Origin of the sequence: Brevundimonas guildfordensis, from assembly GCF_014836405.1 — a bacterium.
In the GTDB taxonomy this organism is placed as follows: Bacteria; Pseudomonadota; Alphaproteobacteria; order Caulobacterales; family Caulobacteraceae; genus Brevundimonas; species Brevundimonas guildfordensis.
This window is the reverse complement of sequence record NZ_JACSQU010000002.1, coordinates 373046-397483: the sequence shown is the minus strand read 5'-3', so window position 1 is coordinate 397483 and position 24438 is coordinate 373046. Positions and strand designations below refer to the sequence as shown.

Here is a 24438-nt window from a genome sequence, read left to right as displayed (position 1 = left end):
CGTACCCGCTAACATGACTGAGGAAGGGTGGGCGCGAACTCGGTGTTCAGGACGCCGAACAGCAGATGATCTGCCCAGCGGCCGTTAATTTTCAAATAAGCCCGCGCCAGTCCCTCATGTCGGAAGCCCGCCTTTTCCAGCACCCGGCGCGAGGCGTAGTTGGTCGGAAGGCACGCCGCCTCGACCCGGTGCAGCTTCAACGGGCCAAAGGCGTAAGCCAGTATGGCGCGCACCGCCGTGGTGCCGACCCCGCGCCCCGCGTGCGGCTGGCCGACCCAATAGCCCAAGGTGCCGGTCTCGGCGACGCCGCGCCGGATGTTGGACAGGGTGACGGCGCCCAGCAGCGCCTCGTCCTCGCCATCGAAAATGAACAGGGGCCAGGCGGTGCCCAGCTCCATCTCGCGCGCATACACGCCCAGCCGGCGGCGGAAGGCCGCGCGGCTCAGATCGTCCTCGGGCCAGGCCGGCTCCCAAGGCTGCAGATAGGCGCGCGAGTCCTCGCGCAGGGAGGCCCACGCCATATAATCAGAAGGGCGGGGCGGACGCAGCACGACCCCCTGCCCGTTCAGGACCGGTCCGGTCGCCTCGGCCATCCAATCGAACAGGGCCATGGGATCAGGATAACCCGTCGCAGCCCCGGCGTCAGCCGCCGGTAACAAAGATGACGTCAGCCGCTGGCTGCAGACATGGCGGCGCGGAAGGCGGCGCCCGCGTCGCCCGCCGCGCGCGGCCCCAGCACGGCGCTGGCCGAACGGCCGGCCGCGGCCATCTCCCGTCCCACGGCGCGCAGGTCGTCGGCGCTTTGAGCCTCGATGCGGGCGGCCGTCGTCTCGGACGAGACCGGGGCTCCGAACACCAGGGTCTGGCCTGCGTTGCGGCCCGCACGGCTGGCCGGGCTTTCGTCGGCCATCCACAGGCTGGCGTTCAGCACCGCCTTGGCGCGCGCCAGCTCCTGGGGCGTCGGCCCCCGCTCGGCCAGGTCCAGGATTTCGGCCGCGCACAGTTCGGCCAGCTCCAGCGAGCGCTCCGCCGCCGCCCCGGCGTAGACGCCCAGCAGACCCAGATCGTCATAGGTTTCGTGATAGGCGTCGACGGCGTAGGCCAGGCCGCGATCCTCGCGCGCGCTCTGGAACAGGCGCGAGGCCATGCCTCCGCCGAGGATTTCAGTAAACAACCGAAGGGCCGGAAGGCGCTCGTCGCGCGCGCCGATCGTCGGCAGCTGAAAGACCAGGTTGGCCTGTTCGATCTTGCGCGCCAGCCGCGCCTCGCCGCCGACGAAGACAGCCGGAGCCAGCGCCTCAGTCGGCGTCGCCGTCTGGTGGCCGAACCAGGCCTCGGCCAGGGGCAGAAGCTCGTCTTCGTCCACGCCGCCGGAGACGGCCACCACCATGCGGTCCGGCGAATAGAGGCGCCGGCGCCAATCGCCGATCATCTCGCGCTCGACCGGCGCCAGGCTGGCGATTGAGCCCAGGATCGGCCGCCCAAGCGCCTGCCCCACGAACGCGCGGGTCTGGGCCATTTCGAACACATGGTCGTCCGGAGTGTCGAACGCCTCGGCGATTTCCTGGGCCACCACGTCCTTCTCGCGCTCGATCTCTTCGGGCGCCAGGGTCGGGCGGAACACCAGATCGGACAGCACCTGCATGGCCAGCGGCAGACTGCCCTTCAAGGCGCGGATGTCGAAACTGGTGCGCTCATAGCCGGTCGCGGCGTTGATCGAGCCGCCCTCGGCCTCCACACGTTCGACGATCTCGCGGGCGCCCATCTCGCCCGCGCCCTTGAACACCAGATGCTCCAGCAGGTGCGACCAGCCGGACCGCGCCTCGTCCTCCATGCGGGCCCCGCCGTTGACCGCCACGGTCACGGCGATGGTGCGCAGGCCGGGCATGGGGTCGCACACGACGCGAACGCCATTGGACAGGGTGTGAAGGCGAGCAGTCAGGTCGAAGTCCTCAGGAAGAGCGGTAACGGCGGATCATCACCGCCGCATAGAAGCCCACCAGCACGACGGCCAGGCCGAACCAGGTCAGCGCGTAGCCCAGGTGGTTGTTGCTGAAGGCGGCGGGCGGCGCCACGGGCCGCAGCGCGGCCAACTCGGGATTGGCCGAGGTGGTCGCATAGACGGTGTAGGGCGACACGGGCCCGGTCACGCCCAGGGCCTGCGCCATGGCTGTCCGGTCGCGGCCGTAGAAGAGCGAGCCCGACGGCGGCGGCGTCAGGGCGTTCGGCTCGGGCGCCCGGCGGACCACGCCCGCGATCACGACCGGCATGGCCGTCTCGGCGCGCGTGTCGGGACGGTCGGCGACTTCAGCGGGCACGAACCCGCGATCGACCAGAATGGTCCCCTGCCCCTCGATCGGACACGCCGAGATCAGCCGCACGCCGGCGTCGCCGCCCTCGATGCTCTGCAACTCGACGAAGGGAGCCGTGTTCAGGCCGCGACAGGTCACGATCGCCTGAAGGAACTCGGGGTCCTCCAGCGCCAGCACGTCTTCAAGAGGCGCCGGGGCCTGACGGGCCGCCGCCTCGGACCGGGCGATCAGGTCCAGCTTCCACTGCAGCCGCTGCGCCTGCCACACGCCCAGCGTCAGCAGCAGGGCCAGCACCAGCACCGCCACGACAGTCAGGACATAGGGGAAGCGAGGCCGGGCGGCTTCGGTCATCGGGTCTCTCGGGGTGAATCATCGCCGCGCTGGCGCAGCATCTGAAGCGCCGTCATCAACCCCTTTCCCGGCCGCATCAAGGCCAGGGCCAGACCGGCGACCAGCGGCAGCCAGATGATCAGGTGAAGCCAGATCGGCGGGCTGAAGGCGATCTCGACGGCCAGCGCCGAGAAGCCGACGAGAAAGCCGACGATCTGCATGATGAAGGTGGCGGCGCCGTCGCCCGTCTCGACCCCGCCCAGGTCAAAGCCGCAGGCCTCGCAAGACGTGCGGCGCTTCAGGAAGCCGTCGAACAGCGGCCCGCGACCGCAGGCCGGACAGCGCCCCATCACGCCGGCCCACACGGCAGGCCAGACAAGCAAATCGGCGCGGGACCTGGGGCCCCGCGCCGACGAAAGCTCGACTTGTCCGTCGTGTTCGATCAACCGAAGACGACGTACATGAAGACGAACAGGAACAGCCACACCACGTCGACGAAGTGCCAGTACCAGGCGGCGGCTTCGAGCCCGAAGTGCTTCTGCGGCGACATCTGGCCGGCGTACATACGCATCAGGCAGACGGCCAGGAAGATGGTTCCGATAAGGACGTGGAAGCCGTGGAAGCCCGTCGTCATGAAGAAGATCGAGCCGTACAGCTTGGCCTGGGCCGCTTCTTCGCTGAAGAACAGGTGGGCGTGCAGGATGTGGTAATATTCATAAGCCTGGACGGCGGTGAACAGCACGCCCAGCAGGACGGTGATCAGCAGGCCCAGCTTGGCGCCCTTGCGGTCGCCAGCCACGATGGCGTGGTGCGCCCACGTCAGGGTCGTGCCCGACAGCAGCAGGATGACCGTGTTCATGAGCGGCAGGGTCCACGGATCAAGCAGCTCGACGCCCGTGGGCGGCCAGGTCTTCCAGGCGGCGGCGGTGTCCATCCAGTTGCCGATCTCCGGGATGATCGCCCGCGATTCATTGAAGATCGCCATGTCGAAGAACATCCAGAAGAAGGACACGAAGAACATCACTTCCGAGGCGATGAACAGCACCATGCCGTAACGCAGGCCGATGCCCACGACGGGGGTGTGATCGCCCTTGCGGCTTTCCTTCACCACGTCCGACCACCACGAGAACATGGTGAACAGAACGCCGGCCAGGCCGACGAAGAACAGCCACTTGGTGCCGGCTTCGAGGCCGAACAGCCCCTTCATCCACACGACCGCGCCGACGAACATGACGCAGGCGGAGAAGGAGCCGACCAGCGGCCACGGGCTCGGGTCGACCAGGTGGTAGTCGTGTTGCGGTTTCGCGTGCGCGTCGGCCATTCCTGGGGTCTCTGTAATCAAGGCGAGAATGTTTGAAGAGGGCTATAGCCCTCGCTATCCGGCTTTGCCAACAGCAGAGTCGTTCGCAGCCGCCTGCTGGAAGCCCTTGGTCGGGAAGAAGGTGTAGCTCAGCGTGATCTGGCGCACGCCCTTCACCTCGGGGTCGGTCGCCAGTTCGGGCGCCACGAAGTACTGGATCGGGAAGGAAACCGTCGCGCCCGGCGCGATTTCCTGACCTTCGAAGCAGAAACACTGCAGTTTCTGGAAATAAGGCCCCGCCCGTTCCGGCACGACATTATAGGCGGCGGTCGCGTGGAGCGTCTGGTTCGTGGTGTTGGTCACCTCGAAATAGGCCATGCCGGTCTCGCCGATCCGAACCTTCTGGCTCAGTTGCTCGGCGCGGAAGGTCATCGGCAGGTCGCGCACGTTCGTGTCGAACCGAATCAGCACTTCCTGATCCAGGACCTGCGTCGGGGCCGCTTCGGCCCGCTTCACCGTGCCGTCGAAGCCCGTCACCTGACAGAAGATGCGATAAAGCGGCACCGCGGCGAACGCCGCACCGGTCATCGCCAGCACCAGAGCCGCGCACATCAGCGCGACCTTGTTCTGCTTGGTCACGGCTGGGTCACCTCCGCAGCCGCGGGCGCGTCAGGCTGCACGGGGGGCGGCAGCGCCGGATCGGCGCGCTCCAGCGTCGCCAGGGCCTCAGCCTCGGCCGCCTTGCGCGCCTCGTTATTGGCGCTCATGCGCGACAGGGTGACCAAGTAGACCAGGGCGATGAAGGCCAACAGACCCAGGGCGATCGCCACGTTGCGGCGCTTGCGCGCGCGGGCCTGCTCATCGGTCAGCTTGACGTATTTGAGTTGCGACATGGGGGTTTAGCCTCCGACGCCAGGCAGGTGCTCGACCAGCAAGGCCGAGAACAGCGCCATAAGATACAGGATAGAAAAGGCGAACAGGTTCCGGGCGGGTTTGGCCTCGACCCGGACGTCGTACAATGCGGCCTCTCGTCCCACAGCCTCGGCCTTGTCGGGCTGGTCGCCGGCGCGCGAGCGGTAGAGCCGCAGCGCCAGGGCCAGGAAGGCCACGCCGCCAACGATCGAAACCACCAGATAGATAGGGCCGCCCAGGCCCGTCAGGGCCGGCGCGATGGCCACGGGCACGAACACAAGGCTGTAGAGCAGAATCTGCAGCCGGGTGGACTTGGCCCCGCGCGCCACCGGCATCATGGGAATGCCCGCCTTGGCGTAGTCGCCTGCAGAATAAAGGGCCAGGGCCCAGCTGTGCGGCGGGGTCCAGATGAAGATGATCAGAAACAGCAGCCAGGCCTGCCACGGCGCATCGCCAGTGACGGCCGCCCAGCCGATCACCGGCGGAAAGGCGCCCGCCGCCCCGCCGATGACGATGTTCTGGGGCGTGCGGCGCTTCAGCACGAGGGTGTAGAGCCAGGCGTAGTAGACGATGGTCATCGCCAGCAGGCCGCCGGCCAGCCAGTTGGTCGTCATGCCCAGCAGCATGACCGAGAAGACCGACAGCACGGCTCCGAAGGCCATGGCGTCGTTCTTGCGCACCCGGCCGGCGGCGACGGGTCGGCCCCGGGTGCGGCGCATCAGGGCGTCGGTCTCGCCCTCGATCGCCATGTTCAGCGCGCCGGCGGCCCCCGCCCCCATGGCGATGCACAGGATGGCGACGACGGCGTTGATCCAGTCCAGCCGACCCGGCGCGACGATCAGTCCGGTGACCGCGGTGAACACCACCAACGACATGACGCGCGGCTTCAGCAGCTGGAAGAAGTCTTCCGGCTGGGCGGTGGTGACGAGCGGGGTCTCGCGGGCTGGATGATCGATCATGGTCATAAAGAGCAAAGGCCGCCCTTCCGGTTGCGGAAGGGCGGCCTCTCCGAGTCTATCCGATAAGGATCAGTGGTTGTCCGCCTTGACCACCGGCAGTTCGTTGAACTGGTGGTGCGGCGGCGGCGAGGACAGGGTCCACTCCAGGGTGGTGGCGCCTTCGCCCCACGGGTTGGCCTCGGCCTTGCGGCGACGGATGGCCGACTCCAGCAGCATCACCAGGAAGACGCCGACGCCGACGATGGTGATCACGTAGCCCACCGAGGAGACGTAGTTCCAGTAGGTGTAGGCTTCCGGATAGTCGACGTAGCGACGCGGCATGCCCTGCAGGCCCAGGAAGTGCTGCGGGAAGAAGATCAGGTTCACGCCGATGAACATGATCCAGAAGTGCGCTTGGCCCAGGAACTCGTTGTACTTCACCCCGAACATCTTCTCGTACCAGTAGTAGAAGGCCGCGAAGATCGAGAAGATGGCGCCTAGCGACAGCACGTAGTGGAAGTGCGCCACGACGTAGTAGGTGTCGTGCAGGCTGTAGTCGATGCCGGCGTTCGACAGGACCACGCCGGTCACGCCGCCGACGGTGAACAGGAAGATGAAGCCCATCGCCCACAGCATCGGCGTCTTGAAGCTGATGGAGCCGCCCCACATGGTGGCGATCCAGCTGAAGATCTTCACGCCCGTAGGCACGGCGATGATCATGGTCGCGGCCACGAAGTAGGCGCGCAGGTTCACGCTCATGCCGACCGTGTACATGTGGTGCGCCCACACGATGAAGCCGATGAAGCCGATGGCGACCATGGCGTAGGCCATCGCGAGGTAGCCGAAGATCGGCTTCTTCGAGAAGGTCGAGACGATGTGCGAGATCATGCCGAAGCCCGGCAGGATCATGATGTACACTTCGGGGTGGCCGAAGAACCAGAACAGGTGCTGGTACATCACCGGGTCGCCGCCGCCGGCGGGGTCGAAGAACGACGTGCCGAAGTTACGGTCCGACAGCAGCATGGTGATGGCGCCCGCCAGAACCGGCAGCGAAATCAGCAGCAGGAAGGCGGTGATCAGCACGCCCCAGGCGAACAGCGGCATGCGGTGCAGGGTCATGCCCGGCGCGCGCATGTTGAAGATGGTGGTGATGAAGTTGATCGCGCCGAGGATCGAAGAGGCGCCGGCGACGTGCAGCGAGAAGATCGCCAGGTCGAACGACGGTCCTGCGTGACCCATGGTCGACAGCGGCGGATAAGAGGTCCAGCCCCCGCCGAAGCCGCGCCCCGGACCGCCGTCGACGAACATCGACAGGATCAGCAGCACGAAGGCGAAGAAGATCAGCCAGAACGAGATGTTGTTCAGGCGCGGGAAGGCCATGTCCGGCGCCCCGATCATGATCGGGATGAAGTAGTTGCCGAACCCGCCCATCGTCGCCGGCATGACGACGAAGAACACCATGATCAGGGCGTGCGCCGTGACGGTGGCGTTGTAGCCGTGCTTGGAGGCTTCAACCAGGCCCAGATACTGGACGAAGGAGCCTTCCTTGAAGATCTGGATGCCCGGCTCCGCCAGCTCCCAACGGATCAGGCCCGACAGGGCGCCGCCGATGAGGCCGGTGAAGATGGCGAACATCAGGTACAGAAGCCCGATGTCCTTATGGTTGGTCGACAGGAACCAGCGGGTGAAGAAACCCGGCTTGTGGTCGTGCGGATCGTGAATAGCTGCGGTGGCCATCGGTCTGGGCTCTCGCGTCTCTCTTACTGAGCAGCCGGCGCGGCGGGCGCGGCGGCGGTTGCGGGGGCCGCAGGCGCGGCGTCGGTCGGGGCGGCGGCGGCGTCAGCGGCCGGAGCGGCGGGCGCTTCGGCGGCGGCGGGCGCGGCCGCAGCGGCGGCTTCGTCAGCCGCCTTGGTCATCGAGCCGCCCTTGGAAGCGACCCATTCGGCGAAGGCCTGCTTGCTGACCACCTTGACGTGGATCGGCATGAAGGCGTGGTCGACGCCGCACAGCTCGGAGCACTGGCCGTAGTAGTCGCCTTCCTTTTCGGCGCGGAACCAGGTCTCGTTCATACGACCCGGAACGGCGTCGACCTTGATGGCGAAGGCCGGGACGGCGACGGCGTGGATCACGTCCGAAGCCGTGATCAGCAGGCGGACGTTCTCGCCGACCGGCACCACCATCGGCTCATCAGCGGCCAGGCGATACAGATGCTTGGGCGCCTGATCTTCCGGCAGCATGTTCGAGATGTACTCGGCCACGCCCTGGTCCGGATATTCATAGCCCCAGTTCCACTGGTTGCCGGTGATCTTCACCGTGACGTCCGCATCCGGATAGTCGTGGTAGGCGAACAGCAGGCGGAACGAAAACAGCGAGATGCCCACCAGGATCAGCACGGGCACCACGGTCCAGATCACTTCGATCAGGGTGTTGTGGCTCCACTTGGCCGGGTTCGGGTTCGAGCGCTTGTTGTAGCGGATCGCGATCCACACCAGCAGCACCAGCACCAGCACGCAGATGGCGGTGATCACCGGCATCAGCACGACGTTGTGGAAGAAGTGAGCCTCATGCGCCAGCGGCGCGGCGGCCGTCTGCAGGCCCAGGCCCGCCGGAACCGGCTGACCCAACACATCCTGCGCCATCGCCGGCGCGGCGAAAATGGCGGCAAGGGCGGTCGCGGCGATACCGCCTCCCAACCGCGCCATGGCTCGCATGCCCATCCCCATTAGAGAAGTCCTCATAAACCGTTCAGCAGCAGACGTTTGCGAGCAATTCGCAAGCGTCGCCGGGCCCAGAGGACCTCGGCGTGTCATGGGCCGGTCCTTATCGGCTCGGATCGTGCTTGCCAAGCGATCAAGCGCACCTTGGGCGCCAAGTAGACAGAATGCCGCCGATTAATTCGCTGTCATGTTTCGACAGCTACCTTGCACGACAAGATACCTTGCGATACCTCTTCGTCATCCAGACAGGGATGCCCAAGAGGGAGGCCTACAGAGGTGGCCATGCGCGACACCATCGACATTCAACTGAAGAAAGGCGTGCTGGGCCTATGCGTCCTGGCCCTGCTCGCACGACGCGACAGCTACGCCTATGAGATCGCCAGCCGCCTGTCCGACGCCATCGGCATGGGCGAAGGCACCATCTATCCGCTGATGCGGCGGATGCAGACCGACGGCCTGGTCGAGACCTATCTGGTCGAATCATCCAGCGGCCCGTCGCGGAAATATTATCGACTGACCGATGCGGGCCGCCGCGCCCTGGACGGCCAGACCGGCGAGTGGAGAGCCTTCGCCCGCGCCGTCGAGGCTCTGATCACGGGCGATGAGGGCGAATCCGTCATCGTCGCCCAGGCTCCGGCGGAAACGCCCGCCCTGCTCGACCAGAGCGCCCAACCCGAATCGACCGCCCAAGCTGACAGGGGAGAGGACAAATGAACCGCGCGGAATTTCTGGCGCGCCTGCGTCGCGGACTGGTGGGCCTGCCCGCCGCCACCGCCAATGAGATCGTGGCCGACTATGAAGCCCACTTCGCCGACGGCGCCGCCGCCGGTCGCAGCGAGGCCGAGGTGGCCGAAGCCCTGGGCGACCCCGACCGCCTGTCGCGCGAGCTGAAGGCCGAAGCCGGCGCCCAGCGCTGGCGTCAGGAGCCGTCGGCCTCGTCCGCCGCCGGGGCCGTGTTCGGCATCCTCGGTCTGGGCGCCCTCGACATCCTGATCCTGCTGCCGATCGCCCTGCCCGTCTTCGGTACGGTGCTGTCCCTGCTGCTGGGCGGGGTCGGAGTCTTCATCGCCGGCGGCTTCGTCATGGTGGCGGGCGCCTTCGTGGGGTTGCCGGGCGGGGCGCTGGCCGCCGCGCTGCTGGGCGTCGGCCTGATGGGTATGGGCATCTTCATGATCGGAACCATGGCCCTGCTGACCAAGTGGCTGATCGACGCCACCGTCTGGTACGCCCGCCTGCACTACCGCGTCATCAAACCCGCCCTGGAACCCCAGGCCTAAGCGACAGAGAGGAGAACACGTCATGATCCGCAATCTGCTCATCATCTCCGGCGCAGGCCTGATCCTGGCTATCGTCGGCTTCGGCGGCGCCTTCGCCGTGGGCGGCCGCGACCTGGCCCGCCACGACTGGACCTGGGTCATCACTGACGACGAGGCCGGCGACAGCGGCTTCACCGTCGAGCGCGGCCAGGTGTCACCCGCCATCACCCGCACCATCGAATGGACGGGCGACGAGCGCCTGGCCATCAACGTGCCCGCCGACGTCGTCTACGACCAGCAGGCCGACGCGCCAGGCGTCACCATCTCGGGCGCCCAGAGCGTGGTCGAGCGGGTGCGCCTCTCCAACGGCCGCCTGACTCTGGACGAAGCGCCGCGCGGCGACCGCAGCTATGTCCGCTGGACCCGCACCGGCATTCACGGCTGGAGCGAGACCGACGCCCTGAAGATCATCATCAAGGCGCCCTCGGTGAAGACCTTCGACCTGTCGGGGCCGACCGAGCTGAAGATCCGCGGCTATGACCAGCCGACGCTGGACCTGACCCTGACCGGCTCGTCCGACGTGCGGGTCCAGGGCCGGACCGGCGCCGTCAATGTGGACGTCTCCGGCGCCGGCGACGCTCGCCTGGACGAGCTGATCGTCGACGACGCCAAGGTCCGCGTCAGCGGTTCGGGCGAGGTCCGCGTCGGCCCCAACGGCAACGCCGAGGTCGACGTCTCGGGCAGCGGCGACGTCCGCCTGACCCGCCGCCCCGCCGAACTGCGCCAGTCGGTCAGCGGCTCCGGCGAGGTGTCGCAGGACTGATCCCGCCGACCGACTGACCGCCTGATCGGCCCCTTTCGCACGACGAGAGGGGCCGATTGCTTTTGCGGGCCGTGACGCCGGGCCTCGCAGCCCCTATCTAGCGCCCATGAGCACCGTCGCCTCCCCCTCCCCCATTCTCGACGCCGCGGGCGTAGCCCCGGACGAGGCCCTGTCGATCCTGCAGACCGCCCTGGCGGGCGCCGACGACGGGGAGCTGTTTCTGGAAAAGACCGAGAGCGAATCCCTGGTCTTCGACGACGGGCGGCTGAAGGGCGCCTCCTACGACGCGGTCGAAGGCTTCGGCCTGCGCGTGGTGGCGGGCGAGACCGCCGGCTACGCCCACGCCAACGAAATCTCCGCCGCCGCCATCCGCCGCGCCGCCGACAGCGCCGCCCTGGCCAAGCGCGGCTACGACGGAACCGCCGCCGAGGCGCCGCGCGCCACCAACCAGCGCCTCTATGCGCCGGTCGATCCGCTGCTGGCCCCGGCCTTCGCGGACAAGATCGCCCTGCTGGCCGAGATCGACGCCTGGGCCCGCGCCCGCGATCCGCGCGTGGTGCAGGTCTCGGCCTCTCTGGTCGGCGAGCGCCGCGCCATCGACATCCTGCGCGGCGACGGGCGGCTGCTGACCGATATCCGCCCCCTGGTCCGGCTGAACGTCTCCGTCACCGTCGAAAAGGACGGCCGCCGCGAAAGCGCCTCCTCCGGCGCGGGCGGCCGCGCTGGCTTCGAGGAATGGGTCGCCCCCGAACGCTGGCAGGCCCAGGTCGACGAGGCTCTGCGTCAGGCCCTGGTCAATCTGGACGCCATCGACTGCCCGGCGGGCGAGATGGACGTGGTGCTCGGCGCCGGCTGGCCCGGCGTCCTGCTGCACGAAGCGGTCGGGCACGGCTTCGAGGGCGACTTCCACCGCAAGGGCTCGTCGGTCTTCACCGGCATGATGGGCAAGCGGGTCGCCGCGCCGGGCGTGACGGTCGTGGACGACGGCTCCATCGCCGGACGTCGCGGCTCCCTGTCGTTCGACGACGAGGGCACCCCGACCTCGCGCACCGTGCTGATCGAGGACGGCATCATGGTCGGGCTGATGCACGACCGGCTGTCGGCGCGTCAGCTGGGCGCGCAGGCCACCGGCAACGGACGACGCCAGTCCTTCGCCCACACGCCCATGCCGCGCATGACCAACACCTTCATGGAAGGCGGCAAGGACAGCCAAGCCGACATGATCGCCTCGACCAAGCGCGGCCTCTACGCCGCCAACTTCGGCGGCGGCCAGGTGGACATCACCAACGGCAAGTTCGTCTTCCAGTGCACCGAGGCCTATCTGATCGAGGACGGCAGGATCACCGCCCCGGTGCGCGGCGCCACCCTGATCGGCGACGGGGCCACGGCCCTGACCCAGATCCAGATGATCGGCGACGACTTCGCCTTCGACCCCGGCGTCGGCACCTGCGGCAAGGCCGGTCAGGGCGTCCCCGTCGGCATCGGCCAGCCCAGCCTCAAGATGGGCGGCCTGACGGTCGGCGGCACGGCGGTCTAGGGCGCCGCAGTCTCAGGCGCCCCACTTTCAGGCGTGATGGGCTTCCATTCAGGGCCGTCGACCTCAAAGCCCTGCGCCTCCAGCAGGTCCAGCACCCCGCCCGGCTCGGCCAGGCGGCGCAGCGGCGCGACCGCCAGCGTCAGGCCTGGCTGGCCGAGCGCCTGGGTGACCGCCTCGGTCCATTCGGCGCGTAGCTGCGGCCCGATCTGCGGATCGCCCCACGGCCAGCAGCGATCGACCGCCTGGTCGATGGGCGAGGCCAGCACCGCGGCCACGTGCAGATCGCGCCAGGCCTCGGCGCGCAGGCGCATGGCGTCCGGCCCCAGCTCGGCCGCCGACAAAGCGGCGCGCAGGCATTCGCGGTGCGTCTCGGGCGGGGCGGAAATCAGGCTCTCCACCAGATCGGCGCCGCGCACCACGCCGATCGAGCGGATCGGCACGCGCGCCTTGCGCGCGGCGCGGCGCACGGCTTCGTCGGCTCCGACCGGCCGGGCGTCCTTCTCGCCCGCCTTGTCCTTGATCAGACCGATGGCGAGCAACAACAGGCTTTCGCGCCGCCACTGATCGTCCTTGGCCTCCGCCATCAGGGCTTCGAGCCGCGCCTCATCTTGGGACGAAAGATAGTCGGCCGTCGTCGTCCCCTCCGGCAACCAGCCGATGGTCCGGATGCGCCAGATCAGCCGCAGCACGTCGGCGGGCGAGGCGCGCCCCCGCTGCGGAAACAGGATGCGATCGGCGCGGCCCGCCGCCTCTTCCAGCGCCTGTGGCCGCCAATCGAACCCGCGCGGCGCCTCCTCGATGGCGCCGACCAGGATCATCACGCCCTCGCCGTCGCGCCGCACCGTCCACATCGGCGCGCCCGCCCGCCGCGCGCTCACCACCACCTCCTCCAGACGGGTCGGCGCCTCCGCCTGTTCCTGGGCGGCGAGAACCGAGGCGGGGGCGGCGGACAGGGCCAGACAAGCGGACAGGGCGAGGGTCGCTAAGCGAGCTTTCATGACGGGCATCCTAAGGTCTGCCGACGCCGTCGCACGTGACTATTCCGTAATGCTGTCCGCGATTTAATCCACCTGTCCCGCTTGTAACTGGAGATCGTAACACGCCCCGTCCACACCTCGGCCGACACCGAGGGAGAGGACAGATGAACACCAAGAGCGCCCTGCTGGCGACGACCGCCCTGCTGCTGGCCGCCGCACCTGCCGCCGCCCTGGCCGCCGAGCGGGCCGACGCCCCCGCCCGCCAGACGGCCGTCGCCGGCGATCAGGCCGTGCTGATCTTCACCCCTGACTTCTTCGTCGACGCCCGCCCCAACACGGCGCTGGACATGGTCAACCGGGTGCCCGGTTTCTCGGTCAACGACGGCGACGGGGCGCGCGGCTTTGAAGGCGCGGTCGGCAACGTCCTGATCAACGGCTCGCGCCCGGCCTCCAAGAACGACACCGGCTCCAACGTGCTGAGCCGCACCGTGGCCAGCCAGGTCGAGCGTATCGAACTGATCCGCGGCGGGGCGCCGGGCATCGAGATGCAGGGCTACGCCGTCGTCGCCAACGTCATCCTGAAAAACACGGTCAGCCGCGAGCATATCGCCACCTTCAACGCCAATCTGTTCGAGGGCGGCCAGGACCTGTTCGGCGGCTCCTATCAGTTCACGGAACGCAAGGGCGACCGGACCTGGGGCGTGACCCTGAGCGACGGCATCTCCATGAGCGACTCCAACGGCGCGGGCCCGCTGCGCCGCGTCGGCCCGAATGGCGAACTGCTGCGCTCAGAAGACTTCTACAACGACGGCTACGGCGGCGGAAACTCGATCCGGGGCAACTTCTCCAGCCCCTTCATGGGCGGCAAGGTCGACCTGACGGCGCGTTACGGCATCAACGACTGGCACAACATCAACCGCCAAACGGCGCCCGGCGTGCTGCGCGAGAGCCTGTATGACGAAGACGGCCACAGCGGCGAGTTCGGCGTGGTATACACCCGTCCGCTGTCGGAAAAACTGAAGCTGGAGACGCGCTTCATCCACGAGTTCAGCGACTTCGATTCGCTGTCGAGGTCGCGCAACCGGCAGAACGGGGTCGAAGAGGCCGAGCAGCTGTTCAATGCCGACGGCAATGCATCCGAGACCATCCTGCGCGGTCTGGTTCGCTATGAGCGCTCGCCATCGCTCGATCTCGAAGGCGGCGCCGAAGTCGCTTACAACATGCTGGAGGTCGATCAGGCCTATTCGGTGGGCGGCGTCGCGGTGCCCCTGCCCTCGGCCTCTGTCAAGGTCGAGGAGACGCGCGGCGAGGTGTTCGGCAAGGCGACCTGGCGCCTCAATCCGAAGTGGACCTTTGAGGGCGGCTTGCGGCTGGAATCCTCGACCATCAGCCAATCCGGCGACGCCGAGCAGGAGAAGAGCTTCTTCTTCGCCAAGCCGCGCCTGCTGGCCACCTGGACCCCGGCCGCGAACAATCAGCTACGCCTGCGGCTGGAGCGCACGGTCGGCCAGTTGGACTTCAGCGACTTCGCCGCCTCGGCCGAGTTCGCCGATGAGAACGTCTTCGGCGGCAACGTGAACCTGCACCCCGAATCGCGCTGGGTCGCCGAGCTGACCTATGAGAAGCGGTTCTGGGGCGAAGGCGTCGTCAGCATCGGCCTGCGCCACGACGAGATCACCGACGCCATCGACGTCATCCCTCTGGACGGCGGGTACGCCGCGGTCGGCAACATCGGCGACGGCACGCTGGATCAGCTGGTGCTGAACGTCACCATCCCGACCGACAAGCTGGGCGTTTCGGGCGGCAAGTTCGGCTTCAAGAACACCTGGAACCACACCGAGGTCACCGATCCGACCACCGGCGAAATCCGTCCCATCTCGGGCGTCCGGCCCACCCAGGCCACCATCACCTTCCAGCAGGACATCACGCGCTGGAAGCTGCAATGGGGCGGGGCCTGGATCCCGCTGCTGGGCCAGAAGAACTATCGCCCGGACCAGATCTCGGGCTGGCGCGGCCACGACTACTATGAGCTGTGGGGCGAGTATAAGCCCACGCCGACCCTGTCGATCCGGGCCCAGGTCAACATCTGGGATGACTTCAACGTCGAACGCATCGATTTCGCCGATCGCGAAACCCGGCCGATCGCCTTCGTCGAGAACCGCTTCATCGACCCGCGCACCTTCTACCAGATCCGCCTGCGCAAGACGTTCTGACGGCCCCCTAGGACAAGACAAAAGAGAAGGGCGGCGCCTCCTGCGAGACGCCGCCCTTTCCTTTTATGGTTCGCCGGCCCCGGATCAGATCCCGAGCCGGCGAAGCCGCGTGCGCTTAGTGCGCGGCCTTCTCGTGCGACCAGCCCTTGATGAAGAAGCTGAGGACGACGAAGCCGACGCCGATGCCCATGCCCCACAGGCCCAGCATCTCGAACACTTGCAGCGAGGTGCGCAGCGCTGCGCCGGGGTCCAGTACCTGGCCGCCGACCGTCTCGGTCCCGGCCAGACCGGCGATCCAGCCGCCGACGTACTGGGCGATGGACGAGGCCAGGAACCACACGGCCATCATGAAGCTGACGACCTTGGCCAGCGACAGCTTGGTGATCTCCGACAGGCCCACCGGCGACAGGAACAGCTCGCCCAGGGTGTGGAACATGTAGAGCAGGCCCAGCAGCAGGATCGGCATCTGGAAGGCCGAGTCGGCCATGCCAGCGCCCCACACCACGATCATGAAGCCCAGGCCGACCTGCAGCAGGCCCAGACCGAACTTCAGCACCGGGTTCGGATCCATGTTGCGCTTGCCCAGGAAGGCCCACAGGGCCGCCATGATCGGCGCAAAGATCAGGATGAAGCCGGCGTTGAACGACTGGGTCTGCGCCGCCGTCACCGTGGCGTCGATCCAGAAGCCCGACGGGGTGATGCCCGCCGCCGCCAGCTGAGCCGGGGTGCCGATGGTGACGCCCAGGAACTGCACCGCCGTCGGCGTCAGGCTGAGGTCGACGTTACGGTCGGCGAACAGGTTCAACGAGGTGCCGGCCTGTTCGAACAGGGTGAAGAAGACCACCGAGCCGATGATCAGCACCACCGCCAGCATCATGCGCTCGCGCTGGATGCGGTTCTCGCAGACCTTGACGATGATGTAGGCGATGAAGGCCAGCGAGGCGAGGGTGGCGGCGCCCAGCACCCAGCCCACCAGGGCGTTGCGCTGAACCATGAACCACACCACGCCCACGCCCAGAATGCTGAGCAGATAGATCGACCACTCGCGGTTCAACGGGCCCAGGAAGGGCTTCTTGAGATTGCCCTCGGCGGGCGGCTCGCCCTTGCCCTGCAGCAGCGGCTTGCCGACAACGAAGACGACCCAGCCCAGCGCCATGCCGACGCCGGCCAGGCCGAAGCCCGCCCACCAGCCGACCGTCTGGCCCAGATAGCCGCACAGCACCGCGGCCCAGAAGGCCCCCAGGTTGATGCCGTAGTAGTAGAGGGTGAAGCCCGAATCCCGGCGCGGATCGCCGTCAGGATACAGCTGCCCCACGATGGTGGAGATGTTCGGCTTCAGATAGCCCACGCCCATGATGATCAGGGCGATCGCCAGGTAGAAGACGTTGATGCCCGCCATGTCGCGGGTCACGTCGATCTTGTAGTCGCCGGTCGGCAACACGGCCGGGATCGGCGCGTCCTGCGGCAGGTTCTGGATCGCCAGGCCGTTCTCGACAGGGGCGAAGGCGTACTTCTGGCCGTTGACCATCAGGCCCACGTCGCGCGCGGCGCCGCGGCCCTCGGCCGAGATTTCATAGGTCGCGCCCTGATAGGTCAGGGTTTCGGTGGCCGGACGGCCCTCGAAGGCCATCATGCCGTGACCGGCGACCAGCAGCAGGGCGCCGAAGGCCACGGCCTTGCGCGTGCCGATGAAGCGGTCGGCCATCATGCCGCCCAGCAGCGGCAGCAGATACACCAGCGAGGTGTACGAGCCGTAGGCCGACCCGGCCTGGGCGTCGTTGAACAGGAAGTGCTGGGTCAGGAAGAAGATCAGGATGCCGCGCATCCCGTAGTAGGAGAAGCGCTCCCACATCTCTGCGAAGAACAGGATGATCAGCCCGCGCGGGTGATTTTTCAGGATCTGCATCAGCACGGGCACGCCCGTGACCAGGGTGATGATCAGACCAATGGCGATGACGATGTTCATGCCTGGGCCCCCGCGCAGATCATGACCGACTTCGTCTCATTCAAAGTCACCGTGTGGGCCATCGCCTGGGCGTCGCCCCTCCGAGTGCCGGGCCGGCGCGTAAGTCGCGCGCCCCCTCCGTCCGTCGTGCTCAACGGCAAGCTCCATCATTTGACGCCCCCGACGGGCGTGTAAGCGTGCAGAAACAGCACGGTCACGGATTGCAAACAAGCGTTAACGACCAAATCTTGGCTCCTGCCGGTCGCGAACTTGTCGCAAATTCCGCGTTCTGGGCGCGATTAGATGATTCTACACCTATCTCGCGCACGCTCCTGACCAGCCGCCGCTCGGCCCTGGGAGACCCCAAAACCATGTCGTTGCGCCCGTTCAACGAGAGCGACTTCGAGGCCGTAAACCAACTGCACCGCAGCGTGTGGTGGCCGGAGCGATCGGCGGCGGGGTGGCGCTGGCTGATGTCGAACCCGGCGTCGGCGGAGATCGGCGCCCCTCATGGCTGGGTCATCGACGATGGCGCGGGGCCGGAAGCCTTCGTCGGCAACTTCATTCAGCGCTTTTGGCGGAACGACCAGCGTCTGCACGCCGCGACCGGCTATTCGATCGTCGTGCCTCCGGCGCAGCGCGGCCGCAGTCGCGCCCTGATCAACACCTTCGTCGACCAGCCTAACTGTTTCGCCCGATACACGCTGAACGCCAACGCCCGCTCCAGCCCGCTGTACCAGCGGCATGGCATGGTCCCCTGGCCGCCTGAAACCCACAGATTGAAGCTGTCATGGCTGATCAACCGCGCCGCCTGCATATATGGGCGCGGCCTGCGCGAGATCGTGGATCGCGCCCCGGCCCTGGCGCGCCTGCTGGGCGAGCAGCTGTCGCCTCTGCCCGGCCTTGTCGGGCAAGGCCGGGTGCGCCGCGCCGAAAGCCGCCTGCCGGCCGGGGTCAGCCTCAGCCCCGACCTGCCGGAACGCTCCGACTATGCGGGGTTCTGGTTCGCCTTGCGCGCCGAGGGGCGGCTGACCGCCGACCGCAGCGCGGACATGCTGCGATGGCGCTTGTCGGATCCCGACCTGACCGTGCCGCCGCTGAGCCTGGCGTATCACCAAGACGGCCGGCTGACGGGCTACGCCGTGGCCATGCTGAACAAGCAGACGCCGCTGGAGCCGCCGATCCTCGAAATCATCGATCTGGTGGCGCTAGAGAACGACGCGCCGGCGATCCAGGCGCTTGTCGAGGGCCTGCGCCGACTGGCGCCCGCGCTCGCCGCCGCCAAACTGCGGCTGCAGGTCGTGTCGCCCGATCTGCTCGCCGCGCTCGGCCCTCTGGGCCAGAAGGCCTGGCGCGAGGGCGGTTGGGGCCATTGCCACATCGCCTTCGACAAAGGGATGGCCGACGCAGGCTGGCGGCCCACGCCCTATGACGGCGACTATTCCTTCTGCCTGCGGCCCTTGCCGGCGCGCGCCAGCGCGGCCCTGCAGCTGGCGCCGGCGCCGCTGCGCACTCAAGCAATGGAAGCACGCGCATAGCGTCAAACGAGGGCCTGGCAAGGCCCTCGCGCGGCGCTCCTAGGACCGCGCCTTCAGCTCGTCGCGGATCTCGGCCAGCAGGGCCTCGGTCGGCGTCGGCGCAGCGGGCGCCTCCGGCTCGGCCGGCTGCTCGCGGCGCATCTTGTTGATCGCCTTGACGACAAGAAAGACCACGAAGGCCACGATCAGGAACTGGATCAGGGTGTTGATGAAGGCGCCGTATTGAATGGTCACCTTCTCAATCGCTTCGGTCGCCGGATCTTCGGGCACCAGGACCCACTCCAGCTTGGAGAAGTCCACCCGGCCCAGCAGCAGCCCGATCGGCGGCATCACCACCTGATCGACCAGGCTGGTGACGATCTTGCCGAACGAGGCCCCGATGATCACCCCGACCGCCAGGTCGACGACGTTGCCGCGGGCGGCGAATTCCCGAAATTCGGTCAGCAGGCTCATTGCATCAGTCTTTCAGATGATATCAGGCGTCGCCGGAGGCGTTCAGCCGCTCTCGCAGTTCCTTGCCGCTCTTGAAGAAAGGCACGGCCTTGGCCGGGACCTCGACCGTTTCGCCGGTGCGGGGGTTGCGCCCCGTCCGCGCCGGTCGGCTGCGTACCGAAAAGGCGCCGAAGCCGCGAAGCTCGACCCGTCCGCCTTCGGACAGGGTGTCAGTCATGCAGCCGAGGATCACATTTACGACCCGCTCCACCTCGGCATGGGTGAGGTGCAGGTTCTCAGCCGACAACTTCTCGATCAGTTCAGACTTGATCATTCAGGCCCCCGCCATGGTTTCACCGTCCGGGAAGACACCCTAACCGCCTGTCGCCACAGGAAGAAAGGGCAAAACGCATCGTCGCGAAGGTTTCTTGCATTCCAGCGTGGCAGGTTTCGCCCCTGAAGGGCCGCCCAAGGAAGAAAAAACGCGGCGGGAAGCGACGTCCGCCAAGTCGTCCCTCCCTCTCCGACCAGAATAGCTCCTAAGAAAAAGGGCGGCCGGATCGCTCCGGCCGCCCCATTTCCCGAGAGCCGAGGAAGCTTATTCCTTGGCTGCGTTCTTGAGCGCGGCGCCCAGGATGTCGCCCAGCGAGGCGCCCGAGTCCGACGACCCGAACTGCTCGATGGCTTCCTGTTCGTCCTTCATCTCCAGCGCCTTGATCGAGACGGAGACGCGGCGCGTGGCCTTGTCGACGCCGGTGATCATGGCGTCGACGCGGTCGCCCACGGCGAAACGCTCGGTGCGCTGCTCGTTGCGGTCGCGCGACAGGTCCGACTTGCGGACGAAGGCCGTGACCGGCGCGTCGTCTTCACCGAACTTGACCTCGATGCCGCCGGTCTCGATCGCCGTCACGGTGACGGTGATCTGCTGGCCGCGCTTGTAGACGTCGCCTTCCATCGGGTCGCCGCCGAGCTGCTTGACGCCCAGCGAGACGCGTTCCTTGTCGATGTCGACGTCCAGGACCTTGGCCTTGATCGTCTCGCCCTTGCGGTAGCGCTGGATGGCTTCTTCGCCCGACACGTTCCAGTCCAGATCCGACAGGTGGACCATGCCGTCGATGTCGTTGTCCAGGCCGACGAACAGGCCGAACTCGGTGGCGTTCTTGACTTCGCCCTCGACGGTCGAACCGACCGGGTGAGCCTCCAGGAAGGCCTCCCACGGGTTGTTCTGAGCTTGCTTCAGGCCCAGCGAGATACGACGCTTGGCGCTGTCGACGTCCAGGACGACCACGTCCACTTCCTGCGAGGTGGAGACGATCTTGCCCGGGTGGACGTTCTTCTTGGTCCAGGACATTTCCGACACGTGGACCAGGCCTTCAACGCCCGGCTCCAGCTCCACGAAGGCGCCGTAGTCGGTGATGTTGGTGACGCGGCCGGTGTATTTGGCGTTGACCGGGTATTTGGCTTCGACGCCGTCCCACGGATCCGACTGCAGCTGCTTCATGCCGAGCGAGATGCGCTGGGTGTCCGGGTTGATCTTGACGATCTGGACCTTGACGGTGTCGCCGACGGCCAGGACCTGCGACGGGTGCGACACGCGCTTCCACGACATGTCGGTGACGTGCAGCAGGCCGTCGATGCCGCCCAGGTCGACGAACGCGCCGTAGTCGGTGATGTTCTTGACGACGCCTTCGCGGACTTCGCCCTCTTGCAGCTGGCCGACCAGCTCCGTGCGCTGTTCAGCGCGGGCTTCTTCCAGGATGGCGCGACGCGAGACGACGATGTTGCCGCGCGGACGATCCATTTTCAGGATGGCGAAGGGCTGTTCCTTGCCCATCAGCGGGCCGACGTCGCGCACCGGGCGGATGTCGACTTGCGAGCCGGGCAGGAAGGCCGAGGCGCCGCCCAGGTCGACCGTGAAGCCGCCCTTGACGCGGCCGACGATGGCGCCGTTGACCGGCTGGCCTTCGGCGAACACGGCTTCCAGACGGGTCCAGGCCTCTTCGCGGCGAGCCTTGTCGCGGCTGATGACCGCTTCACCCAGGGCGTTTTCGACGCGCTCCAGATAGACTTCGACGTTGTCGCCGACCTTGGGCAGGACAGCGCCGTCGCCCTGGCCGAACTCGCGCATGGCGATGCGGCCTTCGGTCTTCAGACCGACGTCGATGATGACGATGTCTTTTTCAATGCCGACGACGCGGCCGTGAACGACCTGGCCTTCGCCAAGGTCGCGGCCTTGCAGTTGTTCGTCGAGGAGCGCGGCGAAATCGTCGCGAGTGGGGTTGAGGGTTTCGGTCATGGAAACTCTTGAGGTTGATGAAAGGCGAAACGCGCACGACCGAGCGGACATGCGCGAATGGGTTTGAAAAGGGGAAGTCAGGTCGTCACGAGGCGAGGCCGCACGCGCCTGAAAAGCGCGAAAATGAAAGCCAGAACGCCCGCGGCCGTCGAGGATATCGGTGCGTTGGATTTGCCCGGCGGGATCAGATCCCGGCCCTGGCTCGCGCCGCCTCGACGATACGGCGGGCCGCATCGAAGGCGGCCTCTATACCCAGATCGGTCGTGTCCAGCAAGACGGCGTCGTCAGCCTGGACCATCGGGGCGTCGTCGCGGCCCGCGTCGCGGGCGTCGCGACGGCGGATATCCTCCAGCATGTCGGCGAAGGCGATGACCTCGCCGCGCGCCGTCAACTGCTTCCAGCGGCGCTCGGCCCGCACCTCGGGACTGGCGGCGATATAAAGCTTGGCCGGGGCGTCCGGCGCGATCACCGTGCCGATATCGCGCCCGTCCAGCACCGCCCCGCCTGCTTGCGCGGCGAAGTCCTGCTGCAGCTTCAGCAGCGCCGCGCGCACGCCCGGATGGCTGGCCACGCGGCTGGCCGCCTCGCCCGCGCCGCGATCGGTCAGGCGCGCATTATCGCTCAGGCTGGCCAGATCCAACGCCCGCGCGGCCTTGGCCGCCGTCTCGGCGTCGTCCAGATCCCCGCCCGCATCCAGCACCGCCAGGCCGACGGCGCGATACAGCAGGCCGGTGTCCAGATACGGCAGGCCGTAATGCGCAGCCAGACGCGCGGCGATGGTGCCCTTGCCGGATGCGGCGGGGCCGTCGACGGCGATGACGAGGTTCATGCCGCGCCTCCTTGGACAATATTACCGCCCAGCCCGTTCATCATCTCGACGAAGCCGGGGAAGCTTGTGGCGATCATCACGGGGTCGCGGACCGAGACCGGCTGTTCGGCCGCGAGCCCCAGCACAAGGTGGCTCATGGCGATGCGGTGGTCGTGGGCGGTGTCGACGGTCGCGGCGCCCTTCACGGGGCCTCCGGTGACGATGAAGCCCTCAGGCTCTTCTTCTACCTGCACCCCGCAGGCCGACAGGCCCGCCGCCATGAGGGCGATGCGGTCGCTTTCCTTGACGCGCATCTCGCCGATGCCGCGCATGACGGTCGCGCCTTCAGCGAAGGCGGCGGTCACCGCCAGGATGGGATATTCGTCGATCATGGAGGCGGCGCGGTCCTCGGGGACCACGATCCCCTTCAGCGCCGAATGACGGGCGGTGACGTCGCCGACCTCTTCGCCTCCGGCCATGCGGCGGTTGGCGATGGTCAGGTCAGCGCCCATGTCGATCCAGGTCTGGAACAGGCCGGTTCGCAGCGGGTTCAGCATCACCGCCTCGACGGTCACCTGCGAGCCCGGCGTGATCAGGGCCGCCGCCAAAGGGAAGGCCGCCGAGGATGGGTCGCCCGGCACGGCGACGTGCGTTCCCTTAAGTTTCTGGCCGCCCGGCAGGCGGATGCGCCAGCCCTCGCCCTCCTCGGTCACCTCGATCTCGGCGCCGAAGGCGCGCAGCATACGCTCGGTGTGGTCGCGGCTCTTCTCAGGCTCGACCACGACGGTCTCGCCCGCCGCGTTCAGCCCGGCCAGCAGGATGGCCGACTTGATCTGGGCCGAGGCGACGCTCTGGACGAAGGTCACGCCCTTGAGCCCGCCGCCGTGCAGCGTCAGCGGCACCCGGTCCTCGGCCGCGTTCCAGTCGAAGCGCGCGCCCATGTCGGCCAGGGGCCCGGTGACCCGCTTCATCGGTCGTTTGCGCAAAGAAGAGTCGCCGTCGAACGTCGCCGTCAGCTCATAGCCCGCGACCGCCCCCATCAGCAGGCGCACGCCCGTCCCGGCGTTGCCGCAGTCGATGACAGCTTCAGGCGAGCGCAGCGGCCCGCGCCCCTCGACCCGCCAGCGCCCCTCGCCGACGCGCTCGACCGAGGCGCCCAACGCCTGCATGGCGCGGCCGGTGGCCAGAATGTCGTCGCCCTCCAGAAGCCCCTCGATCTCGGTCACGCCCTCGGCCATGCCGCCGAAGATCAGGGCGCGGTGCGACATCGACTTGTCGCCGGGCGCGCGGACCACGCCCTTGAGCCCTGAATTGACGCCGGAAACGGGGGACGCGGTGAAGGTCTGGGGAGTGCTCACCCTGATGCAGGCTCCGGTTGTCAGGAGGGCCGCGAAACGCGCGGAAAAGAAGGCTTTTGACAGCGGCCCCCGCCAGTGGCAAGGGAGCCGCCCTATTTCCGATTTTTCCCCTTAAACCCGCCGAAGGTCTAATCACGTGGCCAATCCCGAACTGGGCCAAAAGCAGGTCTGCCCGAACTGCCAGGCCAAATTCTACGATCTGAACCGTCGCCCGGCCCGTTGCCCCAAGTGCGACACCGAGTTCGACCCGATGGAAGAAGCCGTCCGCAGCCGCCGCGCGCGTCGCGGCGCAGGCTTCGCCGCTGACGAGGAGGCCGAAGATCAGGTCGCCGACAAGTCCGCCGACGCCGAAGAGGATGAAGAGGACGCCGAAGGCTCCACGCCCGAGATCGACCAGGAAGGCCACGAGCCGATCCTGACGCCGGACGACGACGACGGTGAACCCGGCGCCGACGACGCCGGCATGGGCACGGCCGACGGCGACGACGACGACGACGTTCTCGACGATGACGACGACGATTCCGTGCCCTTCATCGAAGACGAAGACGAAGACGACCTCGAAGAAGAGCTGACCAAGCCGTCGCGCGACGACGACTAAGCAGCAAAGGTCGGAAAAATAAGCGGAAAAAAATGTGTCAGACCCGCTTGATCTTCAAAACGGCCTGACCTAGTTTCCGCGCCTCGCCGGGGGGCGACATTGTCACTCCCCGGCGGGACCGACCGAAAGGTTCGGGGCTTTAGCTCAG

Annotated in this window: 24 protein-coding genes and 1 tRNA gene (1 of these 25 running past the window's edge); 8 read left to right on the top strand and 17 right to left on the bottom strand. The window is 67.4% G+C overall.

Annotated elements, in window-relative coordinates:
- Nucleotides 1–8 precede the first annotated feature (8 nt).
- From H9656_RS10465 to coxB, 10 genes are all read right to left on the bottom strand, one after another.
- The gene (locus H9656_RS10465; RefSeq protein ID WP_191744191.1) at nucleotides 9–611 is read right to left on the bottom strand and encodes a GNAT family N-acetyltransferase; all 603 of its coding nucleotides are present in this window, start codon (nucleotides 609–611) and stop codon (nucleotides 9–11) included.
- A 56-nt stretch (nucleotides 612–667) separates the two neighbouring features.
- On the bottom strand, nucleotides 668–1888 hold the full coding sequence (locus tag H9656_RS10460) for a M16 family metallopeptidase (protein WP_191744402.1): 1221 nt from the start codon (nucleotides 1886–1888) through the stop codon (nucleotides 668–670).
- Nucleotides 1889–1952: 64 nt separating this feature from the next.
- Nucleotides 1953–2663, bottom strand: a complete 711-nt coding sequence (locus H9656_RS10455) for an SURF1 family protein (RefSeq protein WP_191744190.1) — start codon at nucleotides 2661–2663, stop codon at nucleotides 1953–1955.
- Nucleotides 2660–3088 (bottom strand): DUF983 domain-containing protein, encoded by a 429-nt coding sequence (locus tag H9656_RS10450; protein WP_225212437.1) that lies wholly within the window; start codon nucleotides 3086–3088, stop codon nucleotides 2660–2662. The genes H9656_RS10455 and H9656_RS10450 overlap by 4 nt, the downstream gene beginning before the upstream one ends.
- The gene (locus H9656_RS10445; RefSeq protein ID WP_191744189.1) at nucleotides 3085–3963 is read right to left on the bottom strand and encodes a cytochrome c oxidase subunit 3; all 879 of its coding nucleotides are present in this window, start codon (nucleotides 3961–3963) and stop codon (nucleotides 3085–3087) included. Before H9656_RS10445 ends, H9656_RS10450 begins: the two co-directional genes overlap by 4 nt.
- 54 nt (nucleotides 3964–4017) lie before the next feature.
- Entirely contained in the window at nucleotides 4018–4581 is a 564-nt protein-coding gene (locus tag H9656_RS10440) for a cytochrome c oxidase assembly protein (RefSeq protein ID WP_191744188.1), read from the bottom strand.
- The gene (locus tag H9656_RS10435) at nucleotides 4578–4835 is read right to left on the bottom strand and encodes a hypothetical protein (protein WP_191744187.1); all 258 of its coding nucleotides are present in this window, start codon (nucleotides 4833–4835) and stop codon (nucleotides 4578–4580) included. The genes H9656_RS10440 and H9656_RS10435 overlap by 4 nt, the downstream gene beginning before the upstream one ends.
- A 6-nt stretch (nucleotides 4836–4841) precedes the next feature.
- Nucleotides 4842–5819 carry a heme o synthase gene (gene cyoE, locus H9656_RS10430; protein WP_191744186.1) on the bottom strand — a complete coding sequence of 326 codons (978 nt, stop codon included), beginning with the start codon at nucleotides 5817–5819 and terminating at the stop codon, nucleotides 4842–4844.
- Between the two features lie 63 nt (nucleotides 5820–5882).
- A complete protein-coding gene (gene ctaD / locus H9656_RS10425; protein ID WP_191744185.1) occupies nucleotides 5883–7529 on the bottom strand; it encodes a cytochrome c oxidase subunit I in 1647 nt (548 codons plus the stop codon).
- Between the two features lie 23 nt (nucleotides 7530–7552).
- Nucleotides 7553–8515: a cytochrome c oxidase subunit II gene (gene coxB / locus H9656_RS10420; RefSeq protein WP_191744400.1), complete on the bottom strand. Its 963-nt coding sequence runs from the start codon at nucleotides 8513–8515 to the stop codon at nucleotides 7553–7555.
- Between the two features lie 276 nt (nucleotides 8516–8791).
- Here coxB and H9656_RS10415 point away from each other — a divergent pair, with 276 nt between their 5' ends.
- The 4 genes from H9656_RS10415 (at nucleotide 8792) to tldD (ending at nucleotide 12125) form a co-directional block, all read left to right on the top strand.
- Nucleotides 8792–9223 (top strand): PadR family transcriptional regulator, encoded by a 432-nt coding sequence (locus H9656_RS10415; RefSeq protein ID WP_191744184.1) that lies wholly within the window; start codon nucleotides 8792–8794, stop codon nucleotides 9221–9223.
- Nucleotides 9220–9786, top strand: coding sequence for a DUF1700 domain-containing protein (locus H9656_RS10410; protein ID WP_191744183.1), 567 nt, complete (start codon nucleotides 9220–9222; stop codon nucleotides 9784–9786). The genes H9656_RS10415 and H9656_RS10410 overlap by 4 nt, the downstream gene beginning before the upstream one ends.
- Nucleotides 9787–9808: 22 nt before the next feature.
- Nucleotides 9809–10588 carry a GIN domain-containing protein gene (locus H9656_RS10405; protein WP_191744182.1) on the top strand — a complete coding sequence of 260 codons (780 nt, stop codon included), beginning with the start codon at nucleotides 9809–9811 and terminating at the stop codon, nucleotides 10586–10588.
- Between the two features lie 106 nt (nucleotides 10589–10694).
- The gene (tldD, locus tag H9656_RS10400; protein ID WP_191744181.1) at nucleotides 10695–12125 is read left to right on the top strand and encodes a metalloprotease TldD; all 1431 of its coding nucleotides are present in this window, start codon (nucleotides 10695–10697) and stop codon (nucleotides 12123–12125) included.
- Here the strand turns inward: tldD and H9656_RS10395 are convergent.
- A complete protein-coding gene (locus H9656_RS10395) occupies nucleotides 12122–13123 on the bottom strand; it encodes a TraB/GumN family protein (protein ID WP_191744180.1) in 1002 nt (333 codons plus the stop codon). The two genes, tldD and H9656_RS10395, sit on opposite strands and share 4 nt — an antisense overlap.
- A gap of 143 nt (nucleotides 13124–13266) precedes the next feature.
- Here H9656_RS10395 and H9656_RS10390 point away from each other — a divergent pair, with 143 nt between their 5' ends.
- Nucleotides 13267–15315, top strand: a complete 2049-nt coding sequence (locus tag H9656_RS10390) for a TonB-dependent receptor plug domain-containing protein (protein WP_191744179.1) — start codon at nucleotides 13267–13269, stop codon at nucleotides 15313–15315.
- A gap of 115 nt (nucleotides 15316–15430) precedes the next feature.
- On the opposite strand, the gene H9656_RS10385 is transcribed toward H9656_RS10390, so the two are convergent.
- Entirely contained in the window at nucleotides 15431–17281 is a 1851-nt protein-coding gene (locus H9656_RS10385) for a peptide MFS transporter (RefSeq protein WP_191744178.1), read from the bottom strand.
- Between the two features lie 350 nt (nucleotides 17282–17631).
- On the opposite strand from H9656_RS10385, the gene H9656_RS10380 reads away from it, so the two are divergent.
- Nucleotides 17632–18798: an N-acetyltransferase gene (locus H9656_RS10380; RefSeq protein WP_191744177.1), complete on the top strand. Its 1167-nt coding sequence runs from the start codon at nucleotides 17632–17634 to the stop codon at nucleotides 18796–18798.
- Between the two features lie 39 nt (nucleotides 18799–18837).
- On the opposite strand, the gene mscL is transcribed toward H9656_RS10380, so the two are convergent.
- From mscL to aroA, 5 genes are all read right to left on the bottom strand, one after another.
- Nucleotides 18838–19251 carry a large-conductance mechanosensitive channel protein MscL gene (mscL, locus tag H9656_RS10375; protein ID WP_191744176.1) on the bottom strand — a complete coding sequence of 138 codons (414 nt, stop codon included), beginning with the start codon at nucleotides 19249–19251 and terminating at the stop codon, nucleotides 18838–18840.
- Nucleotides 19252–19273: 22 nt separating this feature from the next.
- Nucleotides 19274–19564 (bottom strand): integration host factor subunit beta, encoded by a 291-nt coding sequence (locus H9656_RS10370; RefSeq protein ID WP_191744175.1) that lies wholly within the window; start codon nucleotides 19562–19564, stop codon nucleotides 19274–19276.
- 264 nt (nucleotides 19565–19828) lie between these two features.
- Entirely contained in the window at nucleotides 19829–21526 is a 1698-nt protein-coding gene (gene rpsA, locus H9656_RS10365; protein ID WP_404821562.1) for a 30S ribosomal protein S1, read from the bottom strand.
- A 184-nt stretch (nucleotides 21527–21710) separates the two neighbouring features.
- Complete coding sequence (cmk, locus tag H9656_RS10360; RefSeq protein ID WP_191744173.1) at nucleotides 21711–22355, bottom strand: (d)CMP kinase; 645 nt, start codon at nucleotides 22353–22355, stop codon at nucleotides 21711–21713.
- Nucleotides 22352–23692: a 3-phosphoshikimate 1-carboxyvinyltransferase gene (aroA, locus tag H9656_RS10355; protein WP_318240629.1), complete on the bottom strand. Its 1341-nt coding sequence runs from the start codon at nucleotides 23690–23692 to the stop codon at nucleotides 22352–22354. Before aroA ends, cmk begins: the two co-directional genes overlap by 4 nt.
- A gap of 136 nt (nucleotides 23693–23828) precedes the next feature.
- On the opposite strand from aroA, the gene H9656_RS10350 reads away from it, so the two are divergent.
- Nucleotides 23829–24290 (top strand): TIGR02300 family protein, encoded by a 462-nt coding sequence (locus tag H9656_RS10350; RefSeq protein ID WP_191744172.1) that lies wholly within the window; start codon nucleotides 23829–23831, stop codon nucleotides 24288–24290.
- 133 nt (nucleotides 24291–24423) lie between these two features.
- Nucleotides 24424–24438: transfer RNA gene (locus H9656_RS10345), tRNA-Ala, on the top strand; it runs 161 nt beyond the window's last position.

Excerpts from the sequence above, each read along its gene's own strand:
- H9656_RS10465 (WP_191744191.1), bottom strand. The coding sequence starts at position 611 with ATGGCCCTGTTCGATTGGATGGCCGAGGCGACCGGACCGGTCCTGAAC.
- H9656_RS10460 (WP_191744402.1), bottom strand. The coding sequence starts at position 1,888 with ATGCCCGGCCTGCGCACCATCGCCGTGACCGTGGCGGTCAACGGCGGG.
- H9656_RS10455 (WP_191744190.1), bottom strand. The coding sequence starts at position 2,663 with ATGACCGAAGCCGCCCGGCCTCGCTTCCCCTATGTCCTGACTGTCGTG.
- H9656_RS10445 (WP_191744189.1), bottom strand. The coding sequence starts at position 3,963 with ATGGCCGACGCGCACGCGAAACCGCAACACGACTACCACCTGGTCGAC.
- H9656_RS10435 (WP_191744187.1), bottom strand. The coding sequence starts at position 4,835 with ATGTCGCAACTCAAATACGTCAAGCTGACCGATGAGCAGGCCCGCGCG.
- cyoE (WP_191744186.1), bottom strand. The coding sequence starts at position 5,819 with ATGACCATGATCGATCATCCAGCCCGCGAGACCCCGCTCGTCACCACC.
- ctaD (WP_191744185.1), bottom strand. The coding sequence starts at position 7,529 with ATGGCCACCGCAGCTATTCACGATCCGCACGACCACAAGCCGGGTTTC.
- coxB (WP_191744400.1), bottom strand. The coding sequence starts at position 8,515 with ATGGGGATGGGCATGCGAGCCATGGCGCGGTTGGGAGGCGGTATCGCC.
- H9656_RS10415 (WP_191744184.1), top strand. The coding sequence starts at position 8,792 with ATGCGCGACACCATCGACATTCAACTGAAGAAAGGCGTGCTGGGCCTA.
- H9656_RS10410 (WP_191744183.1), top strand. The coding sequence starts at position 9,220 with ATGAACCGCGCGGAATTTCTGGCGCGCCTGCGTCGCGGACTGGTGGGC.
- H9656_RS10405 (WP_191744182.1), top strand. The coding sequence starts at position 9,809 with ATGATCCGCAATCTGCTCATCATCTCCGGCGCAGGCCTGATCCTGGCT.
- tldD (WP_191744181.1), top strand. The coding sequence starts at position 10,695 with ATGAGCACCGTCGCCTCCCCCTCCCCCATTCTCGACGCCGCGGGCGTA.
- H9656_RS10395 (WP_191744180.1), bottom strand. The coding sequence starts at position 13,123 with ATGAAAGCTCGCTTAGCGACCCTCGCCCTGTCCGCTTGTCTGGCCCTG.
- H9656_RS10390 (WP_191744179.1), top strand. The coding sequence starts at position 13,267 with ATGAACACCAAGAGCGCCCTGCTGGCGACGACCGCCCTGCTGCTGGCC.
- H9656_RS10385 (WP_191744178.1), bottom strand. The coding sequence starts at position 17,281 with ATGAACATCGTCATCGCCATTGGTCTGATCATCACCCTGGTCACGGGC.
- H9656_RS10380 (WP_191744177.1), top strand. The coding sequence starts at position 17,632 with ATGTCGTTGCGCCCGTTCAACGAGAGCGACTTCGAGGCCGTAAACCAA.
- mscL (WP_191744176.1), bottom strand. The coding sequence starts at position 19,251 with ATGAGCCTGCTGACCGAATTTCGGGAATTCGCCGCCCGCGGCAACGTC.
- H9656_RS10370 (WP_191744175.1), bottom strand. The coding sequence starts at position 19,564 with ATGATCAAGTCTGAACTGATCGAGAAGTTGTCGGCTGAGAACCTGCAC.
- rpsA (WP_404821562.1), bottom strand. The coding sequence starts at position 21,526 with ATGACCGAAACCCTCAACCCCACTCGCGACGATTTCGCCGCGCTCCTC.
- cmk (WP_191744173.1), bottom strand. The coding sequence starts at position 22,355 with ATGAACCTCGTCATCGCCGTCGACGGCCCCGCCGCATCCGGCAAGGGC.